Raw genomic sequence first — 19,207 nt, 5'->3', positions numbered from 1 at the left:
CTTGCGTTTTCCGACGCGAATTCTTATAATATATTAGTTATATCTTGTACGTAAAAACAGCGATAGAAAAGGTGGAGTCAAGATGCCAAGTCATGCAAAAGACGTTCAGGTGCAGCTTGTTACGGAAATACAGGATGAGGATCGAAAAGAAACGATGGAGATCCAGGAACCTGGGCAATTTTTCACGCGAGGCGATACTCAAGTGCTCACCTTTACCGAGCACCCTGAAGAAGGAGATCCGATCAGCACGATGGTGACAATTAAGCCTGCCCATGTCAGCATTAAGCGTAGCGGCGGTGTAGAGATGCGCCAGGTATTTCAAGAATCTTTGGAAACGGAAAATTTATATCACCATACTTACGGTGATTTTCATATGAAAACTTTTACAGAACGAGTGGATTTCCGCTCTTTAGAAGAATCTACACAAGGACGACTGCATTTGCGTTATACAATGACGTTAAATCACGAAGTGACTCAAGCCCACCGCTTGACATTGACGTTTGAGGAGGAGAACGATTCATGAATATCGTGGAACAAATGGAACAAAAGCTGAAAGAAGAAATTGTCCGCTCCGTTCTAGCTGCTGAACTTGCTTCAGAAGAAGAAATGCCTGAAGTTATCCTTGAGCAGCCGAAGGACAAAGCGCACGGAGATTATGCCACGAATATGGCTATGCAATTGGCACGCGTAGCCAAGAAGAATCCGCGAGCTATTGCGACAGATTTAGTTGAGCAATTCGACAAATCGAAAGCATCGATTGAGAAAATCGAAATTGCCGGCCCGGGATTCATTAACTTTTACATGAATAATCAATATTTGACGGAGCTTGTACCGGCTATTCTCAAGGCTGGACAAGAGTATGGACAAAGCAACAGTGGCGATGGACATAAGGTCCAGGTCGAGTTCGTTTCTGCTAACCCGACGGGAACACTCCACTTAGGTCACGCACGTGGAGCAGCTGTAGGTGATTCGTTATGCAACGTTCTGGATGCAGCTGGATATGATGTCTCCCGCGAATATTACATTAACGATGCTGGGAATCAGATGGCAAATTTAGCGAAATCTTTGGAAGCGCGCTACATGCAGGCCTTAGGGCAAGAGTGGGATATGCCTGAGGATGGTTACCACGGTCAGGACATTGTGGGACTTGCAGAACAACTGGTAAGCGAAGATCAACAAAAATGGGTCGATGTTGCGGAAGAAGAACGCCTCCAATTTTTCCGTGAATACGGGTTGAAATTCCTATTAAATAAAATTAAGACAGACCTTGAAGAGTTCCGTGTTCCATTTGATGAATGGTTCTCTGAAACGTCTCTATATCATGATGATCAAATTACGAATGCTTTGGAAGTGCTGAAGAATCAAGGGTACGTATTTGAAAAAGATGGGGCTACATGGTTCGAAACAACCAAGTTTGGTGATGATAAGGACCGTGTTCTAATCAAAAATGATGGCACATACACCTATCTGACTCCAGATATCGCTTACCACAAAAACAAGCTGGACCGCGGATTTGATACGTTAATCAATATTTGGGGAGCAGACCACCACGGTTACATCCCGCGAATGAAAGCGGCTATTCAAGCACTTGGTTACGAAAAAGAGACACTTGAAGTGGAAATCATTCAAATGGTGAATTTGTTCCAAGATGGTGAAAAGATGAAGATGAGTAAGCGGACAGGTAAAGCTGTCACTCTTCGCGAGTTGATGGAAGAGGTCGGCATTGACGCCATGCGTTACTTCTTCTCCATGCGTTCAAGCGACTCTCATCTGGACTTTGATATGGATCTTGCCCGTTCGGAATCGAATGAAAACCCTGTCTATTACGTTCAATATGCTCATGCCCGCATCTGTACAATGTTGAAGCAGGCGGAAGAAAAAGGGTTAGTGAAGGATTCTTACGATGGCAGCTGGTTAACAGCTGAAAAAGAAGAGGACCTTCTCAAACGTTTAGGTGAATTTCCGCAAGTAATAGCCGATGCTGCTGAAAAACGTACGCCTCACCGTGTAACCCAATATGCGTTTGACCTTGCATCCAATCTGCATAGTTTTTATAATGCGGTGAAAGTGCTTGATGAAGAGAACCCTGAGTTGACAGCTGCTCGAATTGCCTTGATGAAAGCGGTCCGCACAACGTTGAGTAATGCACTTCGTTTAATTGGTGTGTCTGCACCGAATCAAATGTAATTTCATATACTGGGAAAAGGGCGTCTTTGCTAAGGGAGCAGGGGCGTTCTTTTTTTATGCTCTATGGTTCCTCTCTTCCATTTAATTAGGAATGGAGTAAGTATTTTATGGGGAATTTTTCGTAATATAAAAAAGATACCTGCATGACAAGGCGCAGGCAAGCAAAAGCTAAGGTTATACATATTTGAAAGGTTGTGGAAATAATGAAAGAGATCTTGCTCGCATTTATTACCGGCTTAATCGTAGGAATTGTTTTTGCGGCATTCAAACTGCCAATTCCAGCACCGCCAGCTTTTGCAGGGGTTGCAGGTATCATCGGGATTTACTTTGGGTTTAAAATTATGGCATGGGTCGGTCCAATGCTTCCGGAATTTTTCAAGTAATAAGGGCGGCTAAGAGGTAAGGAGCCGCCCATGTAAAGATTTATAAAAAGGGGCGGAGAAATACAGCAATCCGCTGATTGAATCGTGTTGTCATAGAACGGTGCTTGAGCCAGTGCTCATCAAATGGAAGAGCATCATCGGCATCTTCAAAATAGGCTTTTCTTAGGTCCTTGATAAAAGCTTCATCGAAAACATAGAGGTTGACTTCCTTGTTTAAGAAAAAACTTCTGCGGTCGAAGTTAGCGGTGCCGATATCAGCCACCTTTTGATCAATCATAATAACTTTTGAATGGTAAAATCCAGCATCGAACAGTCGTATTGTTGCCCCGTTATCATAGAGTTCCTTTAAGTAAGGGATAGCTGCTGGTTTCACAAATGGATGATCGGCTTTCATTGGAACCAACACATGCAGGTTCACTCCCCGTTCGATGGCTTGCAGCAAACCTTTTTGTAAACGTTCTGTCGGTATAAAGTAAGGGGTGCCGATAAGGATTTCATCCTGCGCTGAAGTAATCATCTTTTCAAATTTTCCTTCAAGTTCAACCCCATCAGTGGCTACAACATTTAATTTGTAATCTCCATCTTCGGGAGGTTCGCAAGGAGGACTGGACTCACCGGAAGCCAAGTACCAATCATCAAGGAAGACTTTATGAATTTGCGAAACAACAGAACCTGTCAATCGCAGGTGGTAATCCCTCCACTCTCCAAACTTTGCTGACTCTCCAATATAGTTCTTGCCAATGTTAAAACCGCCTGTATAGCCTATCTTTCCGTCAATGACCGTGATTTTTCGATGGTTTCTGCGATTCATCTTATAAAAAAAGAAGGGAAACCCCGGGGGTTCGGCGAAGTAGAATTTAACTCCAGCTTCCTGCAGTTCTTTTTGCCTTTTTTTATTGAGTTTATATCCTCCTAATCGGTCAATGAGTAACCGGACGGGAACCCCATTGCGGGCCTTGTTCTTGAGTATCTCTAAGAACTGGTCGCTAAAAGGGTCATTATCAATTAAAAAGAGACAGATATCGACTTGGGATGTGGCTCCCGCAATCTCTTGAAACATTTCCTCATAGAGGACAGAACCGTTCTTATAAAGCTGATAATCTCCTGTTGTTTTAGGGAAAAGAAGGGTCCTGGTCTGCTTGAGATGGTTCGCCCTTCCCATTTTGATGTCCATATAAAGTAATAAAAAGATTAAAAGGATAAATAGAATAATGGTGATGAGCATAGTTGATCCCTCCATGAAGTGTCTTCCGTTTAGGTTCCCCAAAAAGACATTTTTCAAAAGGAAAAACATGAAAATGTGTTGACTGAATGCTCATTCATAACTTATAGTAAAGCTATAAGATTCAGAAAATTGCAAGTTTACATGCAGATTTTCTGATTGGAGAAAAGGGAAGTCGCTATTGAGCGACAACAACAAAGAGGGGGAGAACCGATGAATCCGTTGTTGGTGGCAAACTGGATTTTATTCCTAGGCGTGCTTGTCTACGGCCTTTACTTGTTCGTCCGTGTCGTACAGACTCGCATCGCTTACATTAAAATGGGGAAGAAGTTCGAGTATGACAGACAGTTGAAAAGGCGTCTGAAGAAGATTTGGATTTATGTTTTTGGTCAAAAGAAACTGTTGAAAGATAAAAAATCAGGCATCATTCACGTGATGATGTTTTATGGATTTATTCTCGTACAATTTGGAGCAATCGACTTTATCTGGAAAGGACTAGCCCCAGATTCACATCTGCCCTTAGGACCTTTCTATCCAGGATTTACATTCTTTCAGGAAATCGTGACATTGACTATTCTTGTTGCTGTCATTTGGGCCTTCTACCGTCGATATATTGAGAAATTGGTCCGCTTGAAGCGAGGTTTTAAAGCGGGGCTTGTCCTTATTTTTATCGGAACATTGATGGTCACAGTTCTTGTTGGAAACGGCATGGGAATCATCTGGCATGGCCATGAAGGATCATGGACAGAACCTGTTGCGTCTGGAATTGCAAGCGCTTTCGGTTGGATGCCTCCTGTAGCAGCCACCACGGTATTTTTTATTATGTGGTGGATTCACTTGCTCATTTTGCTGACATTCTTAGTGTATGTACCTCAATCGAAGCACGCCCACTTGCTTGCTGCACCGGTGAACGTTTACCTGAGCAGAGAAGAGCCTCCAGGAAAGCTTAAGCCGATTGACTTTGAAATAGATGAAGACGCCGACGAAGACGATGTTTCGTTTGGTGTAGGGAAGATTGAAGACTTTAATCAGCTCCAAATGATCGATTTTTATGCATGTGTCGAATGTGGACGCTGTACCAATGTTTGTCCTGCATCTGGGTCGGGGAAGATGCTGTCACCGATGGATTTAATCATTAAGCTGCGAGATCACCTTACAGAGAAAGGCGCAGCCGTGACAGGACAGTCCCCTTGGGTACCCTCATACGCGTTCTCTAGTACTGAAGGGAATACATTGGCACAGATGTCTCGTTCAAAAGGGACAGATGAAGCGGCAGCCACCCTTGATGCTGTGAACAACAAGAGCTTGATCGGAGATGTCATTACAGAGGAAGAGCTCTGGGCTTGTACAACATGCCGGAACTGTGAAGATGCCTGTCCGGTTATGAATGAGCACGTAGATAAAATTATCGATCTGCGGAGGTACTTAGTATTAACAGAAGGAAAAATGGATACGGATGGTCAACGTGCCATGATGAACATTGAACGTCAGGGTAATCCTTGGGGACTTTCTAAAAAGGAACGTGAGGATTGGAGACAACTTGATGAAGATGTTCAAATCCCTACCGTAAAAGAATTGAAGAAGTCCGGAGAAGAATTTGACTACTTATTCTGGGTGAGTTCCATGGGATCCTATGATAATCGCAGTCAAAAAATTGCGATGGCGTTCGCGAAGCTCATGCACGCAGCAGGCGTTAAATTTGCGATCCTTGGCAACAAAGAACAGAATTCCGGAGACACGGCTCGTCGGATGGGGAATGAATTCCTTTTCCAGGAACTTGCTGAAAAGAACATGAAAGAGTTTCAAAAGCATAATGTGAAAAAGATCATTACGATTGATCCGCATGCTTACAACATTTTCAAAAATGAGTATCCAGACTTCGGGCTTGAAGCAGAAGTTTATCACCATACGGAGATGCTTGCAGAATGGTTGAAAGAAGGACGTCTGAAGCCGGAAGGTATCGTCAATGAGAAAATTACCTATCATGATAGCTGCTACCTCGGCAGATATAACGAAGTGTACCAGCCGCCGCGAGAAGTACTTGAAATGATTCCAGGGGTTGAAGTGGTCGAAATGAAACGAAACCGTTCAAACGGGATGTGCTGCGGGGCTGGTGGCGGAATGATGTGGATGGAGGAGAAATCAGGAAACCGTGTAAACGTCGCCCGTACAGAACAAGCACTTGAAGTGGAACCGACAATGATCTCCAGTGGATGTCCATTCTGTCTGACCATGTTATCGGATGGTACGAAAGCGAAAGAAGTGGAAGAGGACGTCAGCACCATGGATATCGCAGAAATTTTAGCGAAGTCGATGTTTGAGAATGCAGAAGAAAAGACAGCTTAATCAAACGTTTGACCAAAAAAAAGACCCATCGAACTTGTGCGATTAAAGAAGAAATAGTATGAAAATTGTGGAAAGTGTACAGCATTTTATGTACACTTTCCTTATGGGACGATTTTGAGCGAGCGTTCAATCGTTATTTTGAAAGCGTTATCAATATGAGGAGGAATAACTATGAGTAAAACTGTAATTGTTGCTGGATCCCGGACTCCCTTTGGTAAATTTGGCGGCTCACTTGCGCCCTTAACTGCAGCCCAGCTTGGGGGCATCGCAATCAAAGGAGCTCTGGAACGTGCAAATGTAAAAGTAGAAGATGTGAATGAAGTTATTATGGGGACTGTTTTGCAAGGCGGTCAGGGCCAACTTCCCTCTCGTCAGGCATCAAGAGAAGCAGGCATTCCTTGGGATGTAAAAACGGAAACTGTTAACAAAGTCTGTGCCTCTGGAATGAGAAGTGTAACGATGGGGGATCAATTTATCCGTTTAGGCGAAGAAGAGATCATTGTTGCCGGCGGAATGGAGAGTATGAGCAATGCGCCATATTTTATGCCGAAAGCACGCTGGGGGCTTCGGATGGGAGATGCGGCTGTTAAGGATATGATGGTTCACGATGGTTTGACTTGCTCCTTCGAAAACGTACACATGGGTAATTATGGAAATCGTACAGCTGAAGAATTCGAATTAACAAGGGAAGCTCAAGACGAATGGGCTTACCAGAGTCACCAAAGAGCTATAGCGGCGATTGAGGAAGGAAAGTTAGCAGATGAAATTACGGCTGTTGAAGTGCCGCAAAGAAAAGGCGATCCAAAAGTGATCGATACAGATGAAGCGCCAAGAAAGAACACGACTGTTGAATCCTTGGCTAAACTTCGGCCCGTTTTCGATAAGACTGGAACCATTACAGCTGGGAATGCACCAGGGGTTAATGACGGTGCTTGTGCGATGGTACTTATGTCTGATGAGAAAGCAGAAGAGTTGGGTGCAGAGACATTAGCAACGATTGTAGCACATGATGAAATCGCAGTAGAAGCTCAGGACTTCCCGCAGACTCCCGGGCTTGTCATAAATAAGCTGTTGAAAAAAGCAGGGAAAACTATTGAGGATATAGATCTTTTTGAAGTGAATGAAGCCTTTGCGGCTGTCTCATTGGCAAGTGGGAAGATTGCAGGTCTTGACCATGAGAAAGTGAACGTAAACGGCGGGGCTGTTGCTCTAGGTCACCCGATTGGTGCAAGTGGGGCGCGTATCCTTCTCACACTCGCTCACGAATTGAAGCGTCGAGGCGGCGGTCTTGGCATTGCGGCCATTTGTTCTGGCGGGGGCCAAGGAGATGCTGTACTGATTGAAGTACCAAAACAATAAGGAGGATGACAGAATGACAATCAACCATGTAATGGTCATTGGAGCAGGGCAGATGGGTGCAGGGATTGCTCAAGTTTTTGCCCAGGCTGGATTGAATGTGAAGATGAATGATATGAGCCAAGATGCATTGGATCAGGGGCTATTAGGAATAGAAAAGCGTTTGGGCCGGGCAGTGGAAAAAGGAAGAATGACAGAAGGAGAGCGTAAAGCTATAACAGAACTTCTCTCTACAACAACCGATTTAAAGGACGCAGCGGATTGCGATCTTGTTGTGGAAGCAGTTGTGGAGAGCATGGACGTGAAGGTAAGTGTTTTTCAACAGTTGGATGAAATTGCTCCATCCCATGCGATTTTAGCGACGAATACATCCTCCTTGCCAATTACAGAGATTGCCGCAGCTACGCAAAGGCCCGAGCAAGTGATCGGGATGCACTTCATGAATCCGGTACCTGTCATGAAGCTTGTTGAGATTATCCGTGCCATTCAGACAAGTGATGAGACATATCAGGCAATTGAAGACATGACGAAGAAGCTTGAGAAAACGCCAGTCGAAGTGGAAGATTTTCCAGGGTTCGTTTCCAACCGTATTCTAATGCCGATGATTAACGAAGCCGTTTATACCGTACATGAAGGTGTTGCATCGCCTGAAGATGTGGATGCTGTGATGAAACTTGGGATGAACCACCCGATGGGGCCATTGACTCTCGCTGATTTTATTGGCTTGGATACATGTTTATATATCATGGAAGTGCTTCATGAAGGGTTCGGAGATAGTAAATACCGACCGTGCCCGCTTTTACGGAAATACGTCAAAGCAGGATGGCTCGGGAAGAAATCAGGCCGTGGTTTCTACACCTACGATTAACGTATAAAGGGGAGACGAGAATGAATTTGCATTTCACGGATGAACAAGAAATGATGAGAAAAATGGTCCGCGATTTTGCGGAAAAAGAGGTGGCTCCTGCTGTAGAGCGGATGGAGGAAGAAGACCGCTTTCCTTCTGAGCTGATTCCAAAGATGGGGGAACTAGGGTTGATGGGGGTGCCTATCCCGGAGAAGTATGGTGGTGCAGAGATGGATTATATCTCTTACATTATCGCTATCCATGAAATATCTAAAGTAAGCGCTACACTTGGCGTCATTTTATCAGTCCATACATCTGTCGGAACGAACCCGATTTTATACTTTGGAACGGATGAACAGAAGAATAAGTATATTCCGAAGCTTGCCAAAGGGCAGTATTTAGGGGCGTTCGCTTTAACAGAACCTAGTGCTGGTTCTGATGCCAGTAGCCTGAAGACTCGTGCAGGCAGGCAAGGAGATCATTACATTCTTAACGGGTCAAAGGTGTTCATCACTAACGGAGGAAATGCAGATACATTCATCGTTTTTGCCCGTACAAACCCTGATGTCGAGACAAAAAAAGGCTTGAGTGCATTCATTGTAGAAAAGGACACTCCTGGATTTTCTATTGGAAAAGCGGAAAAGAAAATGGGGCTTCACGGCTCAAGTACGGTTTCTTTGAACTTTGACCAATGTAAAATTCCTGTCTCCCAGCGTCTTGGTGCAGAGGGAGAAGGTTATAGAATTGCTCTCGCCAACCTGAATATCGGTCGAATTGGTATTGCAGCCCAATCCCTGGGTATTGCTGAAGGGGCACTTGAACATGCGGTTTCTTATGCTAAAGACCGTGAGCAGTTTGGCCGTCCCATTGCCGACTTTCAAGGAGTTTCCTTTAAATTAGCGGATATGGCTACAGAATTAGAAGCGTCTAAACTGCTTGTTTATCATGCGGCATCCCTGCAGGCAGCAGGAAAGAAATGTGGAAAAGAAGTATCCATGGCGAAATTAATGGCATCAAAAACAGCCGTCAAAACAGCGATTGAAGCTGTGCAAGTGCATGGGGGCTATGGATATACGGAAGATTATGCGGTTGAAAGGTTTTTCAGGGATGCGAAAGTATGTGAAATTTATGAAGGTACAAGTGAGATCCAAAGAATTGTCATCGGCAACCATCTGCTTAGAGATTAGGAGGATGAAAGAATGAATTTTACATTGACAGAAGAACAAGAAATGCTGAGAAAAATGGTGCGTGATTTTGCCAAGAATGAAGTAGAACCTACGGCGGCTGAGCGTGATGAAGAAGAACGGTTCGACAGGGATATTTTTGACAAAATGGCGGAGCTTGGCTTAACAGGAATCCCTTGGCCGGAGGAATACGGTGGCATTGGATCTGATTTCGTCAGTTATGTGATCGCCGTTGAGGAACTTTCCAGAGTCTGTGCATCCACAGGGGTGACCCTTTCTGCCCATATTTCCTTAGCAAGCTGGCCGATTTTTAAATTCGGAAATGAAGAACAAAAAAAGAAGTATTTGACCCAATTGGCGACAGGAGAAGCGCTGGGGGCTTATGCACTATCAGAACCAGGAGCCGGCAGCGATGTGTCCTCGATGAGGACACAAGCCAAACTTGATGGCGATCACTACGTGTTGAATGGAAGTAAAGTATGGATCACAAATGGTGGAGTGGCAGATATCTACATTGTTTTTGCTAAAACGGATCCAGAACAGGGGAACCGAGGGATCAGTGCGTTCATTGTTGAGAAAGATACGCCGGGATTCTCTACAGGGAAGAAAGAAAAGAAACTAGGTATTCGCTCTTCACCAACGACTGAATTAATTTTCGAAGATTGCAAGATTCCGAAAGAAAACCTGCTCGGTGAAGAAGGGCAAGGGTTCAAAGTAGCCATGATGACCCTTGATGGAGGCCGTAATGGCATCGCTGCCCAGGCCGTAGGGATTGCGCAAGGCGCGCTTGATGAGTCCGTTGCTTATGCAAAAGAGCGCGAACAATTCGGAAAACCGATTGCCAAACTCCAGGGGATCTCTTTCAAGATCGCTGACATGGCCACAGAGATTGAAGCCTCTCGTTTGCTTACCTATCAAGCAGCCTATCTTGAATCAGAAGGGCTCCCTTATTCCAAAGCTTCTGCTATGGCTAAATTGTTTGCAGGAGATACGGCGATGAAGGTAACGACAGAAGCCGTCCAAGTACACGGTGGATATGGTTATACGAAAGATTATCCTGTTGAACGTTACATGCGGGATGCGAAAATCACTCAAATTTATGAAGGCACACAGGAAATCCAACGGCTCGTAGTCGGGCGTATGGTCACAAAGTAGAGCGTGTGAGATATGCATTCACTTGCTGAACGAATACAGAAACAGGATATGAGGGCATTGGCCAGAGCCATAACGCTGATTGAGAATGAGACAGAAGATAAGCTTTCATTGATGAGCGATGTTTTTTCCATACAGAAACAGGCTCATTACATTGGAATTACCGGTTCTCCAGGAGCAGGGAAAAGCTCATTGATTAACCAGCTGCTTACTTATTTAAGACAGCAGGACCTTACGGTGGCTGTCATAGCGGTAGATCCGACAAGTCCGTTCAGTGGAGGCGCATTACTTGGTGACCGCACGAGGATGAATCAGCATTTCCTCGACCCTGGTATTTTCATCAGGAGCATGGCTACAAGGGGGAGTCTTGGAGGCTTGGCGCGGGCGACTAAAGATACCATCCGTGTTTGTGATGCCTATGGATTTGATGTGGTTCTCGTTGAAACCGTCGGTGTCGGTCAATCAGAATTGGATATTATGAAAGTTGTAGATACGACGGGTCTTGTATTAACTCCGAACAGTGGGGATGTCCTGCAGATTTTTAAAGCAGGAATCATGGAAATTGCCGATCTTTTCATTATTAACAAAGCAGATTTACCGGGAGTTAGGAAACTAAAATCTACTTTAAGAGAATATATGATGATCGTCCAGCCTGAAGGTTGGGAGCCCCCGATCGTCCAAACGGTATCCACCGAAGCCAAAGGGATGGCTGAGCTTTATGAAAAAATGAGAACGCACCGCGAGTTTTTATACCGGACAGATAAAGGGGTGGAACGTAGGAAAGAGCAGTTCCGGATGGAAGTGTATGATTTAATTCGTGAAGAGATTTGGCGGGAAGTCAAAGACGAGATAGCAAAGGATCACCAAAAGATGGAAGTCCTTCAAAATCCAGAGGCTGATCCTTATCAGTTGGCTCGTTCCTGGTTTAAGGAATGGGTGAGGAAGGGTGAGTGACATTGGCTGAAAAACAAGTCCCCTCGACCATTAAAGATGAAGCGCTCGTTATTAAACGAAGAAACCAGATGATTAAAGGCGCGGTTAGCCTATTTATCGAAAAAGGGTTTCATAAGACGACCACTCGTGAAATAGCGAAAGCTTCTGGGTTCAGTATCGGGACCCTTTATGAATATATTCGTAAGAAAGAAGACGTTCTGTTTCTCGTCTGTGATTCTATTTATCAGCGCGTAAAGGAGCGGATGGAAGATTCCATCGATCCCAGCCAAACGAGTATCAACAGTCTGGTCCATGCGATCCGTTCCTATTTTCAATTGATGGATGATATGCAGGATGAAGTGCTTGTCATGTACCAGGAAGTAAAATCGCTCTCCCGTGATGCGCAAGACTATGTGTTGAAGAAAGAGCGTGACATGGTGGCCATGCTTGAGGAGGTAATCATCAACAGTTTCCCGGGGGAGCGTCCAGAAGAGCATGTGAAATTGATTGCCAACAATATTTTTGTTCAAGGACAGATGTGGGGGTTCCGCAGATGGATTCTCCAGCGTACGTTCACCATTGATACGTATATCGATACACAGGTTCAATTGTTGTTGAAAGGTCTCGATAGTGAAGTAGAAGGAACACTTCAATAGAAAGGAAGATCGGATATGGAACAACCGACCATTTATAAGCCGAATAATCCGGTCCGTTTTGTGACGGCTTCAAGTCTTTTTGACGGTCATGATGCCTCTATTAATATTATGAGGCGAATTTTACAATCGACAGGAGCAGAGGTCATCCACCTTGGGCATAATCGTTCCGTCGAAGAAGTTGTGAATGCGGCGATTCAGGAAGATGCACAGGGGATTGCCATCTCTTCTTATCAAGGAGGGCATGTAGAATATTTTAAATATATGGTGGACCTCTTAAACCAAAAAGGAGCTGGCCACATTCGCGTTTATGGAGGCGGCGGAGGAGTCATTATCCCGAGAGAGATCAAAGAGCTTCATGAGTATGGAGTAGCCCGCGTCTTCTCACCAGAAGACGGACGTTCCTTAGGATTGCAGGGGATGATTAATTTAATGATCGAAGAATGTGATTTCCTTCCCCCGCTTGATGTTGAAAAAGGAGTCGAAGGGCTTTCGTCGGGTGATCATCAGTCCATCGCACGATTCATTACTTATGTGGAGAATACTCCAAAAAAGGAGCGGGAAGCGGTAGCCGCTTTTGAGTCCGCCGTGGAGAAGGTTCAGGAAAAAACGATTCCTGTCCTCGGTATTACAGGGACGGGAGGAGCGGGGAAAAGCTCTCTGACAGATGAATTGATACGTCGTTTTGTGAATGAAATACCAGATAAGAAGATAGCCATTCTCTCTGTTGACCCGACCAAAAAGAAAACGGGCGGTGCACTGCTTGGGGACCGGATTCGTATGAATGCCATCTTCAACCCAAGAGTTTATATGCGTTCACTCGCAACAAGGGAGGCCCGTTCAGAACTTTCCTCGGCGGTAGAAGAAGCGATCCAAGTGGTCAAAGCAGCAGGCGTGGACTTTATTATCGTAGAAACGAGCGGGATCGGCCAGGGCGATGCAGCCATTACCGACATCACGGACTTATCCATGTACGTCATGACCGCCGAATTCGGCGCCCCATCCCAACTTGAAAAAATCGATATGATCGACTTTGCCGACTTTATCGTAATTAATAAGTTTGAACAGAAAGGTTCTGAAGATGCATTTAATCAAGTGAAAAAACAATACCAGCGCAGCCACATGTTATTCCATGAAGATGACAGCAAGTTCCCGGTGTACGGTACTATAGCAAGCCAGTTCAACGATCCGGGGACGAACACTTTGTTTGCAGCGATCGTCGATAAGATGAATGAAAAATTCTCTTGGCAGGATGAGACGGCTTTTTCTACCGCGGAGAAAGTAGAAAAGCAAAATGTAATCATTCCAAATGAACGTAAACAATATTTACGGGATATCGCTCTAGCTGTACGGCATTACCATGAGGAAACAGAAAGCCAGGCAGAAAAAGCTCGTAAGCTCTATCAGCTGAAAGGAACAGCTGAGCTGGTGGAAGATGAAGGGGCAAGGGAAAGCCTTCAGCGTTTGATTCATGATTACGAACGTCAGCTTTCCAATGAAACGAAAGAGAAGTTGGAGGATTGGAAGAGTCTTCACGAACGTTATAGTGGAGATACCTACACCTTTAAAGTACGGAATAAAGAAATCACCATGGATATTACCACTGAAAGTCTGAGCGGGACTAAGATTCCTAAAGTCGCGCTTCCGCAATACAAAGACTGGGGGGATCGTCTCACATGGCTTTTGCGAGAAAATGTACCAGGCGCTTTCCCATTTACTGCCGGAGTTTTTCCGTTCAAACGAAAAGGAGAAGATCCGAAACGGCAGTTTGCCGGGGAAGGAACCCCAGAACGTACAAACCGGCGTTTCCATTATTTATCCGAAGGGGATGAAGCCAAGCGTCTAAGCACCGCTTTCGACTCGGTAACACTATATGGGGAAGATCCGGATGAGCGTCCAGATATCTACGGGAAAGTTGGGGAAAGTGGTGTCAATATTTGTACATTGGAGGATATGAAAAAACTCTATGATGGATTTGACCTTGTCGCCCCATCCACTTCTGTATCGATGACGATCAACGGTCCGGCACCGATCATTCTGGCGATGTTTTTCAATACGGCCATCGATCAGCAACTCGAGAAATTTACGGAAGAAAACGGACGTGAACCCAATGCGGAAGAAGCGGCTTCCATCAAAGCTCAAACCATTAACACAGTAAGAGGTACCGTTCAGGCGGATATCTTAAAAGAGGACCAGGGTCAAAACACGTGCATTTTTTCTACAGAATTTGCTTTACGTATGATGGGGGATATTCAGCAATACTTCATCGACAAAGAAGTGCGTAATTATTATTCGGTTTCTATTTCTGGTTACCATATCGCAGAAGCGGGAGCTAACCCCATTACCCAACTCGCCTTTACACTTGCCAATGGTTTTACGTATGTCGAGTACTACTTGAGCAGAGGAATGGACATTAACAAATTCGCACCAAACTTGTCCTTTTTCTTCTCCAATGGATTGGATCCAGAATACACGGTCCTCGGTCGAGTCGCTCGCCGCATCTGGGCCGTTGTAATGCGTGACAAATATGGAGCGAATGAGCGGAGTCAGAAACTGAAGTATCACATTCAAACTTCGGGCCGCTCCCTGCATGCTCAGGAAATCGACTTTAATGATATTCGTACCACACTCCAGGCACTGATTGCGATCCAGGACAACTGTAACTCATTACACACCAATTCTTATGATGAAGCCATTACGACACCGACAGAAGAATCCGTCCGAAGAGCCATGGCTATTCAGATGATCATTAGTAAAGAATTCGGCCTGACGAAAAACGAAAACTCGCTCCAGGGATCTTATATTATCCGTGAGCTGACTGACCTGGTCGAGGAAGCTGTCTTGCAGGAATTTGAACGGATCAACGACCGTGGCGGTGTTCTTGGGGCGATGGAGCGTCAGTACCAGAGAGGGAAAATTCAGGAAGAGTCCCTCTATTATGAAGGGAAAAAGCATTCAGGTGAATTGCCGATTATTGGCGTAAACACCTACTTGAACCCAAATCCACCTTCTGAAGAGGAAATTGATTCAATGGAGCTTGCCCGCGCATCCAAAGAAGAAAAAGAACACCAGATCACTGAGTTGCGCAACTTCCAGAAAGCTCATGAAAAGGAAGCTGGTGAGGCACTTGAGCGATTAAAGCAGGTCGCAGCAAACGACGGCAACATTTTTGAAGAACTGATGGAGACGGTTAGAGTAGCCAGTCTCGGCCAAATTACCAATGCTCTCTATGAAGTTGGAGGACAGTATAGAAGGAATATGTAGTGTAAATGGACGATGACATGAGGAACGCCCCCGCTCAACCATAGGCGGGGGCGTTTCTATTAGTGACCGCCGCCGACCTGATCGTCGTCGTGGGCCTGATTCACATCCGTGACATAAGGTTTTTTCATTCCATACCATTCATAGGTGATGTTATAGGTTTCCCCTTCTTCTAAAAGCATCCATGTACTCGTATCTTTGACATGGACTTCCTTATCGTCAATCTCAATAAAGTAACCTTCATCATTATGGGTTTTAGACGTGACCTCAGCTTCTTCCTTGTGTTCCTCGTGGATCATGCCGAAGCTGGTAAAAAGCCATATCCCGATGACGAGTACAGCAATAGTTGTAGCGATCCAATTAAAAGGATGTTTTTTCACAATTCGTCTCTCCTTCTATCCATGCTACCTTTATTTTAAGATAAATTGGCAGGAACACCAACATTTATGTCTAATTTCTATTCTATATAGAAAGTTTATTTTCATGTAAGTTTGGTTAAAAAAGGAAGAGGGAGAACCGATTTGATTTTTGTAAAGCCAACTCATATAATGGATGGTATGATTAAATGTGATTCGTATGCCTATGAGGTCATTTATCTATTTTGTCTATATAAAGGAGTGCTGGACCGTGAGCTTAAAAGAAATGAGCCAAGAGCAAATTCAAGAAACTTCCATGATTGTGCTGGCTACTAAAATTCTAGAAGATGAACGTGAAGCCATTGACTTCAACGAAATCTTTAACCGCATTGCAGCAATGAAGGACTTTACTGATGCACAAAAAGAACAATATATTGCCCAGTTCTATACGGACATGAATATCGACGGTCAGTTCATGACCATTGGAACGAACCGTTGGGGATTGAAGAAATGGTATCCGGTAGAACAAATGGAAGAGGAAATTGCAAACCTTCCACAAAAACGCAAAAAGAAAAAGAAGAAGAAAAAGCCTTCCAAGCTGCTTGAAGACGAATTGGGTGTTTCTGAATTTGATGCAGATGAAGAGGAGCTTGAGGATGATCTTGAGCTCACAGATGAAGATCTGGATCTTGATGATGATGATGATGATTTTGAAGGTGACTACGAGGAAGATGACCTTGATGAAGAAGAGGAAGAAATCGTCGAAGACGACGTCAGCTTTATTGGAGATGACGACGAAGATAAATAAGGTGGTTGACTTTTAAAAGTCAAATCAGTAAAATCTTATTTGGGCTCTTTAATTTCCTGAAACGAAATTTCCAAACGCTCCCCGAAAGAGGGGAGCGTTTTTTGTTTTTTATAAGAACATAGACGGCGCCTTAGGTTTGGCTAAGGCGCCTGTGCTATTGCATGTTCAAGCTTCCAGGCTTTTTAAGATAGTAAAAAGTCCGGGGAGTCGTGCATTTCTGTAAAAGCCCCTTATCAAATGATACGGATTAGTGAATAACTAAATAAGACAAATAGAGAAAGAGGGATTCAACGTGGCAACAAAGTACATTTTCGTAACGGGTGGTGTCGTATCTTCCTTGGGTAAAGGAATTACGGCGGCGTCATTAGGTCGATTGCTTAAAAACAGAGGATTGAAAGTAACGATTCAGAAGTTCGATCCATACATCAACGTGGACCCGGGGACAATGAGCCCTTACCAGCACGGTGAAGTATTTGTAACGGATGATGGAGCGGAAACAGACCTTGACTTAGGGCACTATGAACGCTTCATTGATATTAACCTGAATAAATACAGCAATGTAACGACAGGGAAAGTCTATTCCAACGTCATTAAAAAAGAACGCCGCGGAGACTACCTTGGAGGAACCGTCCAAGTAATCCCCCACATTACCAATGAAATAAAAGACCGCGTCTTTCGTGCCGGTCATGAAACGAATGCAGATGTCGTCATCACTGAAATTGGCGGAACGGTCGGAGATATCGAATCTCTTCCATTCCTAGAGGCGATTCGCCAAATTAAAAGTGATATCGGCCGGGAGCATGTGATGTACCTGCACTGTACACTCGTGCCTTATCTGAACGCAGCAGGAGAAATGAAAACGAAACCGACTCAGCACAGTGTGAAGGAATTACGTTCCCTTGGCATTCAGCCGGATGTGATTGTGCTTCGTACAGAAATGCCGATTTCAGAAGATATGAAAGAAAAGATTGCCTTGTTCTGCGATATTAATAAGAATGCCGTCATTGAAGCTCGTGACGCCGATACACTTTACCAAATTCCAATTACGTTACAGGAACAGAAATTGGATGAGCTTACATGTAACCACTTTGGTTTGGACTGTTCTCCAGCAGATATGACAGAGTGGAACAAATTGATTGACCGTGTGACAAACTTGCAGCACAAAACAACGATTGCGCTTGTTGGTAAATATGTTGAACTTCCGGACGCGTATATTTCTGTCGTGGAAGCATTGAAACATGCCGGATACAGCTACGATTCCGATGTAGACGTTAAATGGGTGAATTCTGAAAAGCTGAACCCTGAAAATGTAGAGGATGAACTTAAAGGTGTGGATGGAATCCTAGTTCCTGGTGGTTTTGGTGACAGAGGAATTGAAGGTAAAATTGATGCGATTCGCTATGCACGTGAAAGCCACACCCCATTCCTTGGTATCTGCCTGGGTATGCAACTGGCAACAGTCGAATTTGCCCGTAATGTTTTAGGGCTTAATGGAGCTCATTCCGCAGAGATAGATCCGGCTACAGAGCATCCGATCATCGACCTTCTTCCAGAACAAAAAGAAGTGTCAGACCTTGGGGGTACGCTTCGTCTTGGCATTTATCCTTCTCGTCTGCAACAAGGAACAAAAGCGATGGAAGCCTACGGGGAAGAAGTGGTTTATGAGCGCCACCGTCACCGCTTTGAGTTCAATAATCATTATCGTGAACAGATGGAAGCTGCAGGATTCAAATTTTCCGGTACAAGCCCGGATGGACGCCTTGTTGAGATCATAGAAGTGGAAGATCACCCATGGTTTGTGGCGAGCCAGTTCCACCCAGAATTCAAATCACGCCCGACTCGTCCACAGGAACTATTCTACGGATTTGTTGGTGCAGCTATGAAAACAAACCAATAATAGCTATAACCAGAGACGATGTCTAAAAAGAGGCATCGTCTCTTTTTTATTAGAAAATCCCGGCTGAAATTTAGGGTGCTTTTTGGCCACTTATGAGAACTCAAGTTTCTTGCAGAATTTTTGACAAACAGAACCTCGTACGCAGGAATCTGCAAAGAGTGTATAGAAAATACAAGGATAGAGACGAGTTGAGGGGAATAGACCATACAATATGAACAAATAGAAGGGCAGGTAAAAGCATGACTAATAGGATATTAATCGTTGACGACCAGCCAGGAATCCGCCTCCTATTGGAAGAAATCTTGAAAACAGAAGGGTATGAGACCATTTGCGCAAAAACCGGACGAGAGGCTTGCGACCTTGTAGAAGCCCATGATCTGGACCTCATCATCATGGACTATAATTTACCGGTCATGCATGGTAGAGAAGTGCTGCACTATCTAGAAGAAATGGACTTCCATTCTTCTGTCATCATTATTACAGGGGCATCCAAAGATTCTATGGAAAAAGAAGCCGATTATCCATTTGTAACCGACATCATAACCAAGCCATTTGACATCCATAATTTGAAAGAAATGGTTAATGGAACCCTCATTCACAGCCGTTCATGACTTTTTTCTAT

At 44.4% G+C, this 19,207-nt stretch carries 16 protein-coding genes; 14 read left to right on the top strand and 2 right to left on the bottom strand.

From position 1 onward, the window contains the following. Positions 1–82 precede the first annotated feature (82 nt). From BLW54_RS02765 to BLW54_RS02755, 3 genes are all read left to right on the top strand, one after another. A complete protein-coding gene (locus tag BLW54_RS02765) occupies positions 83–523 on the top strand; it encodes a YwiB family protein (RefSeq protein ID WP_035506746.1) in 441 nt (146 codons plus the stop codon). After that, positions 520–2,187 carry an arginine--tRNA ligase gene (gene argS, locus BLW54_RS02760; protein ID WP_074733190.1) on the top strand — a complete coding sequence of 556 codons (1,668 nt, stop codon included), beginning with the start codon at positions 520–522 and terminating at the stop codon, positions 2,185–2,187. The genes BLW54_RS02765 and argS overlap by 4 nt, the downstream gene beginning before the upstream one ends. Before the next feature lie 203 nt (positions 2,188–2,390). Continuing rightward, positions 2,391–2,570: a XapX domain-containing protein gene (locus BLW54_RS02755; RefSeq protein WP_035506740.1), complete on the top strand. Its 180-nt coding sequence runs from the start codon at positions 2,391–2,393 to the stop codon at positions 2,568–2,570. Positions 2,571–2,610: 40 nt separating this feature from the next. Here BLW54_RS02755 and cls read toward each other — a convergent pair whose 3' ends face one another. Continuing rightward, a complete protein-coding gene (gene cls / locus BLW54_RS02750) occupies positions 2,611–3,795 on the bottom strand; it encodes a cardiolipin synthase (protein ID WP_083391464.1) in 1,185 nt (394 codons plus the stop codon). Positions 3,796–4,005: 210 nt separating this feature from the next. Here cls and BLW54_RS02745 point away from each other — a divergent pair, with 210 nt between their 5' ends. From BLW54_RS02745 to icmF, 8 genes are all read left to right on the top strand, one after another. Further along, positions 4,006–6,138: a heterodisulfide reductase-related iron-sulfur binding cluster gene (locus BLW54_RS02745; protein WP_074733189.1), complete on the top strand. Its 2,133-nt coding sequence runs from the start codon at positions 4,006–4,008 to the stop codon at positions 6,136–6,138. Between the two features lie 171 nt (positions 6,139–6,309). Next, positions 6,310–7,497, top strand: coding sequence for an acetyl-CoA C-acetyltransferase (locus BLW54_RS02740; RefSeq protein WP_074733188.1), 1,188 nt, complete (start codon positions 6,310–6,312; stop codon positions 7,495–7,497). 13 nt (positions 7,498–7,510) lie between these two features. Next, positions 7,511–8,362 carry a 3-hydroxybutyryl-CoA dehydrogenase gene (locus tag BLW54_RS02735; protein WP_035506734.1) on the top strand — a complete coding sequence of 284 codons (852 nt, stop codon included), beginning with the start codon at positions 7,511–7,513 and terminating at the stop codon, positions 8,360–8,362. A gap of 20 nt (positions 8,363–8,382) precedes the next feature. Further along, on the top strand, positions 8,383–9,528 hold the full coding sequence (locus BLW54_RS02730) for an acyl-CoA dehydrogenase (RefSeq protein ID WP_074733187.1): 1,146 nt from the start codon (positions 8,383–8,385) through the stop codon (positions 9,526–9,528). Between the two features lie 12 nt (positions 9,529–9,540). Continuing rightward, the gene (locus BLW54_RS02725; protein ID WP_035506731.1) at positions 9,541–10,680 is read left to right on the top strand and encodes an acyl-CoA dehydrogenase; all 1,140 of its coding nucleotides are present in this window, start codon (positions 9,541–9,543) and stop codon (positions 10,678–10,680) included. A gap of 12 nt (positions 10,681–10,692) precedes the next feature. After that, positions 10,693–11,631 carry a methylmalonyl Co-A mutase-associated GTPase MeaB gene (gene meaB / locus BLW54_RS02720; RefSeq protein WP_035506729.1) on the top strand — a complete coding sequence of 313 codons (939 nt, stop codon included), beginning with the start codon at positions 10,693–10,695 and terminating at the stop codon, positions 11,629–11,631. 2 nt (positions 11,632–11,633) lie between these two features. Continuing rightward, entirely contained in the window at positions 11,634–12,266 is a 633-nt protein-coding gene (locus BLW54_RS02715) for a TetR/AcrR family transcriptional regulator (protein ID WP_035507694.1), read from the top strand. Between the two features lie 15 nt (positions 12,267–12,281). Then, on the top strand, positions 12,282–15,527 hold the full coding sequence (gene icmF, locus BLW54_RS02710; protein WP_074733186.1) for a fused isobutyryl-CoA mutase/GTPase IcmF: 3,246 nt from the start codon (positions 12,282–12,284) through the stop codon (positions 15,525–15,527). A 59-nt stretch (positions 15,528–15,586) separates the two neighbouring features. Here icmF and BLW54_RS02705 read toward each other — a convergent pair whose 3' ends face one another. After that, a complete protein-coding gene (locus BLW54_RS02705) occupies positions 15,587–15,904 on the bottom strand; it encodes a hypothetical protein (protein ID WP_035506724.1) in 318 nt (105 codons plus the stop codon). A gap of 247 nt (positions 15,905–16,151) precedes the next feature. On the opposite strand from BLW54_RS02705, the gene rpoE reads away from it, so the two are divergent. From rpoE to BLW54_RS02690, 3 genes are all read left to right on the top strand, one after another. Then, positions 16,152–16,688: a DNA-directed RNA polymerase subunit delta gene (gene rpoE, locus BLW54_RS02700; RefSeq protein ID WP_035506722.1), complete on the top strand. Its 537-nt coding sequence runs from the start codon at positions 16,152–16,154 to the stop codon at positions 16,686–16,688. A gap of 292 nt (positions 16,689–16,980) precedes the next feature. Continuing rightward, positions 16,981–18,585 (top strand): CTP synthase, encoded by a 1,605-nt coding sequence (gene pyrG, locus BLW54_RS02695; RefSeq protein ID WP_035506720.1) that lies wholly within the window; start codon positions 16,981–16,983, stop codon positions 18,583–18,585. Between the two features lie 239 nt (positions 18,586–18,824). Beyond that, a complete protein-coding gene (locus BLW54_RS02690) occupies positions 18,825–19,196 on the top strand; it encodes a response regulator (RefSeq protein ID WP_074733185.1) in 372 nt (123 codons plus the stop codon). Positions 19,197–19,207 lie beyond the last annotated feature (11 nt).

It is taken from the genome of Halobacillus karajensis (assembly GCF_900108515.1).
GTDB lineage: Bacteria > Bacillota > Bacilli > Bacillales > Halobacillaceae > Halobacillus > Halobacillus karajensis.
Note: the sequence above shows the minus strand (reverse complement) of the source record. Positions and strands in the feature narration are given on the sequence as shown.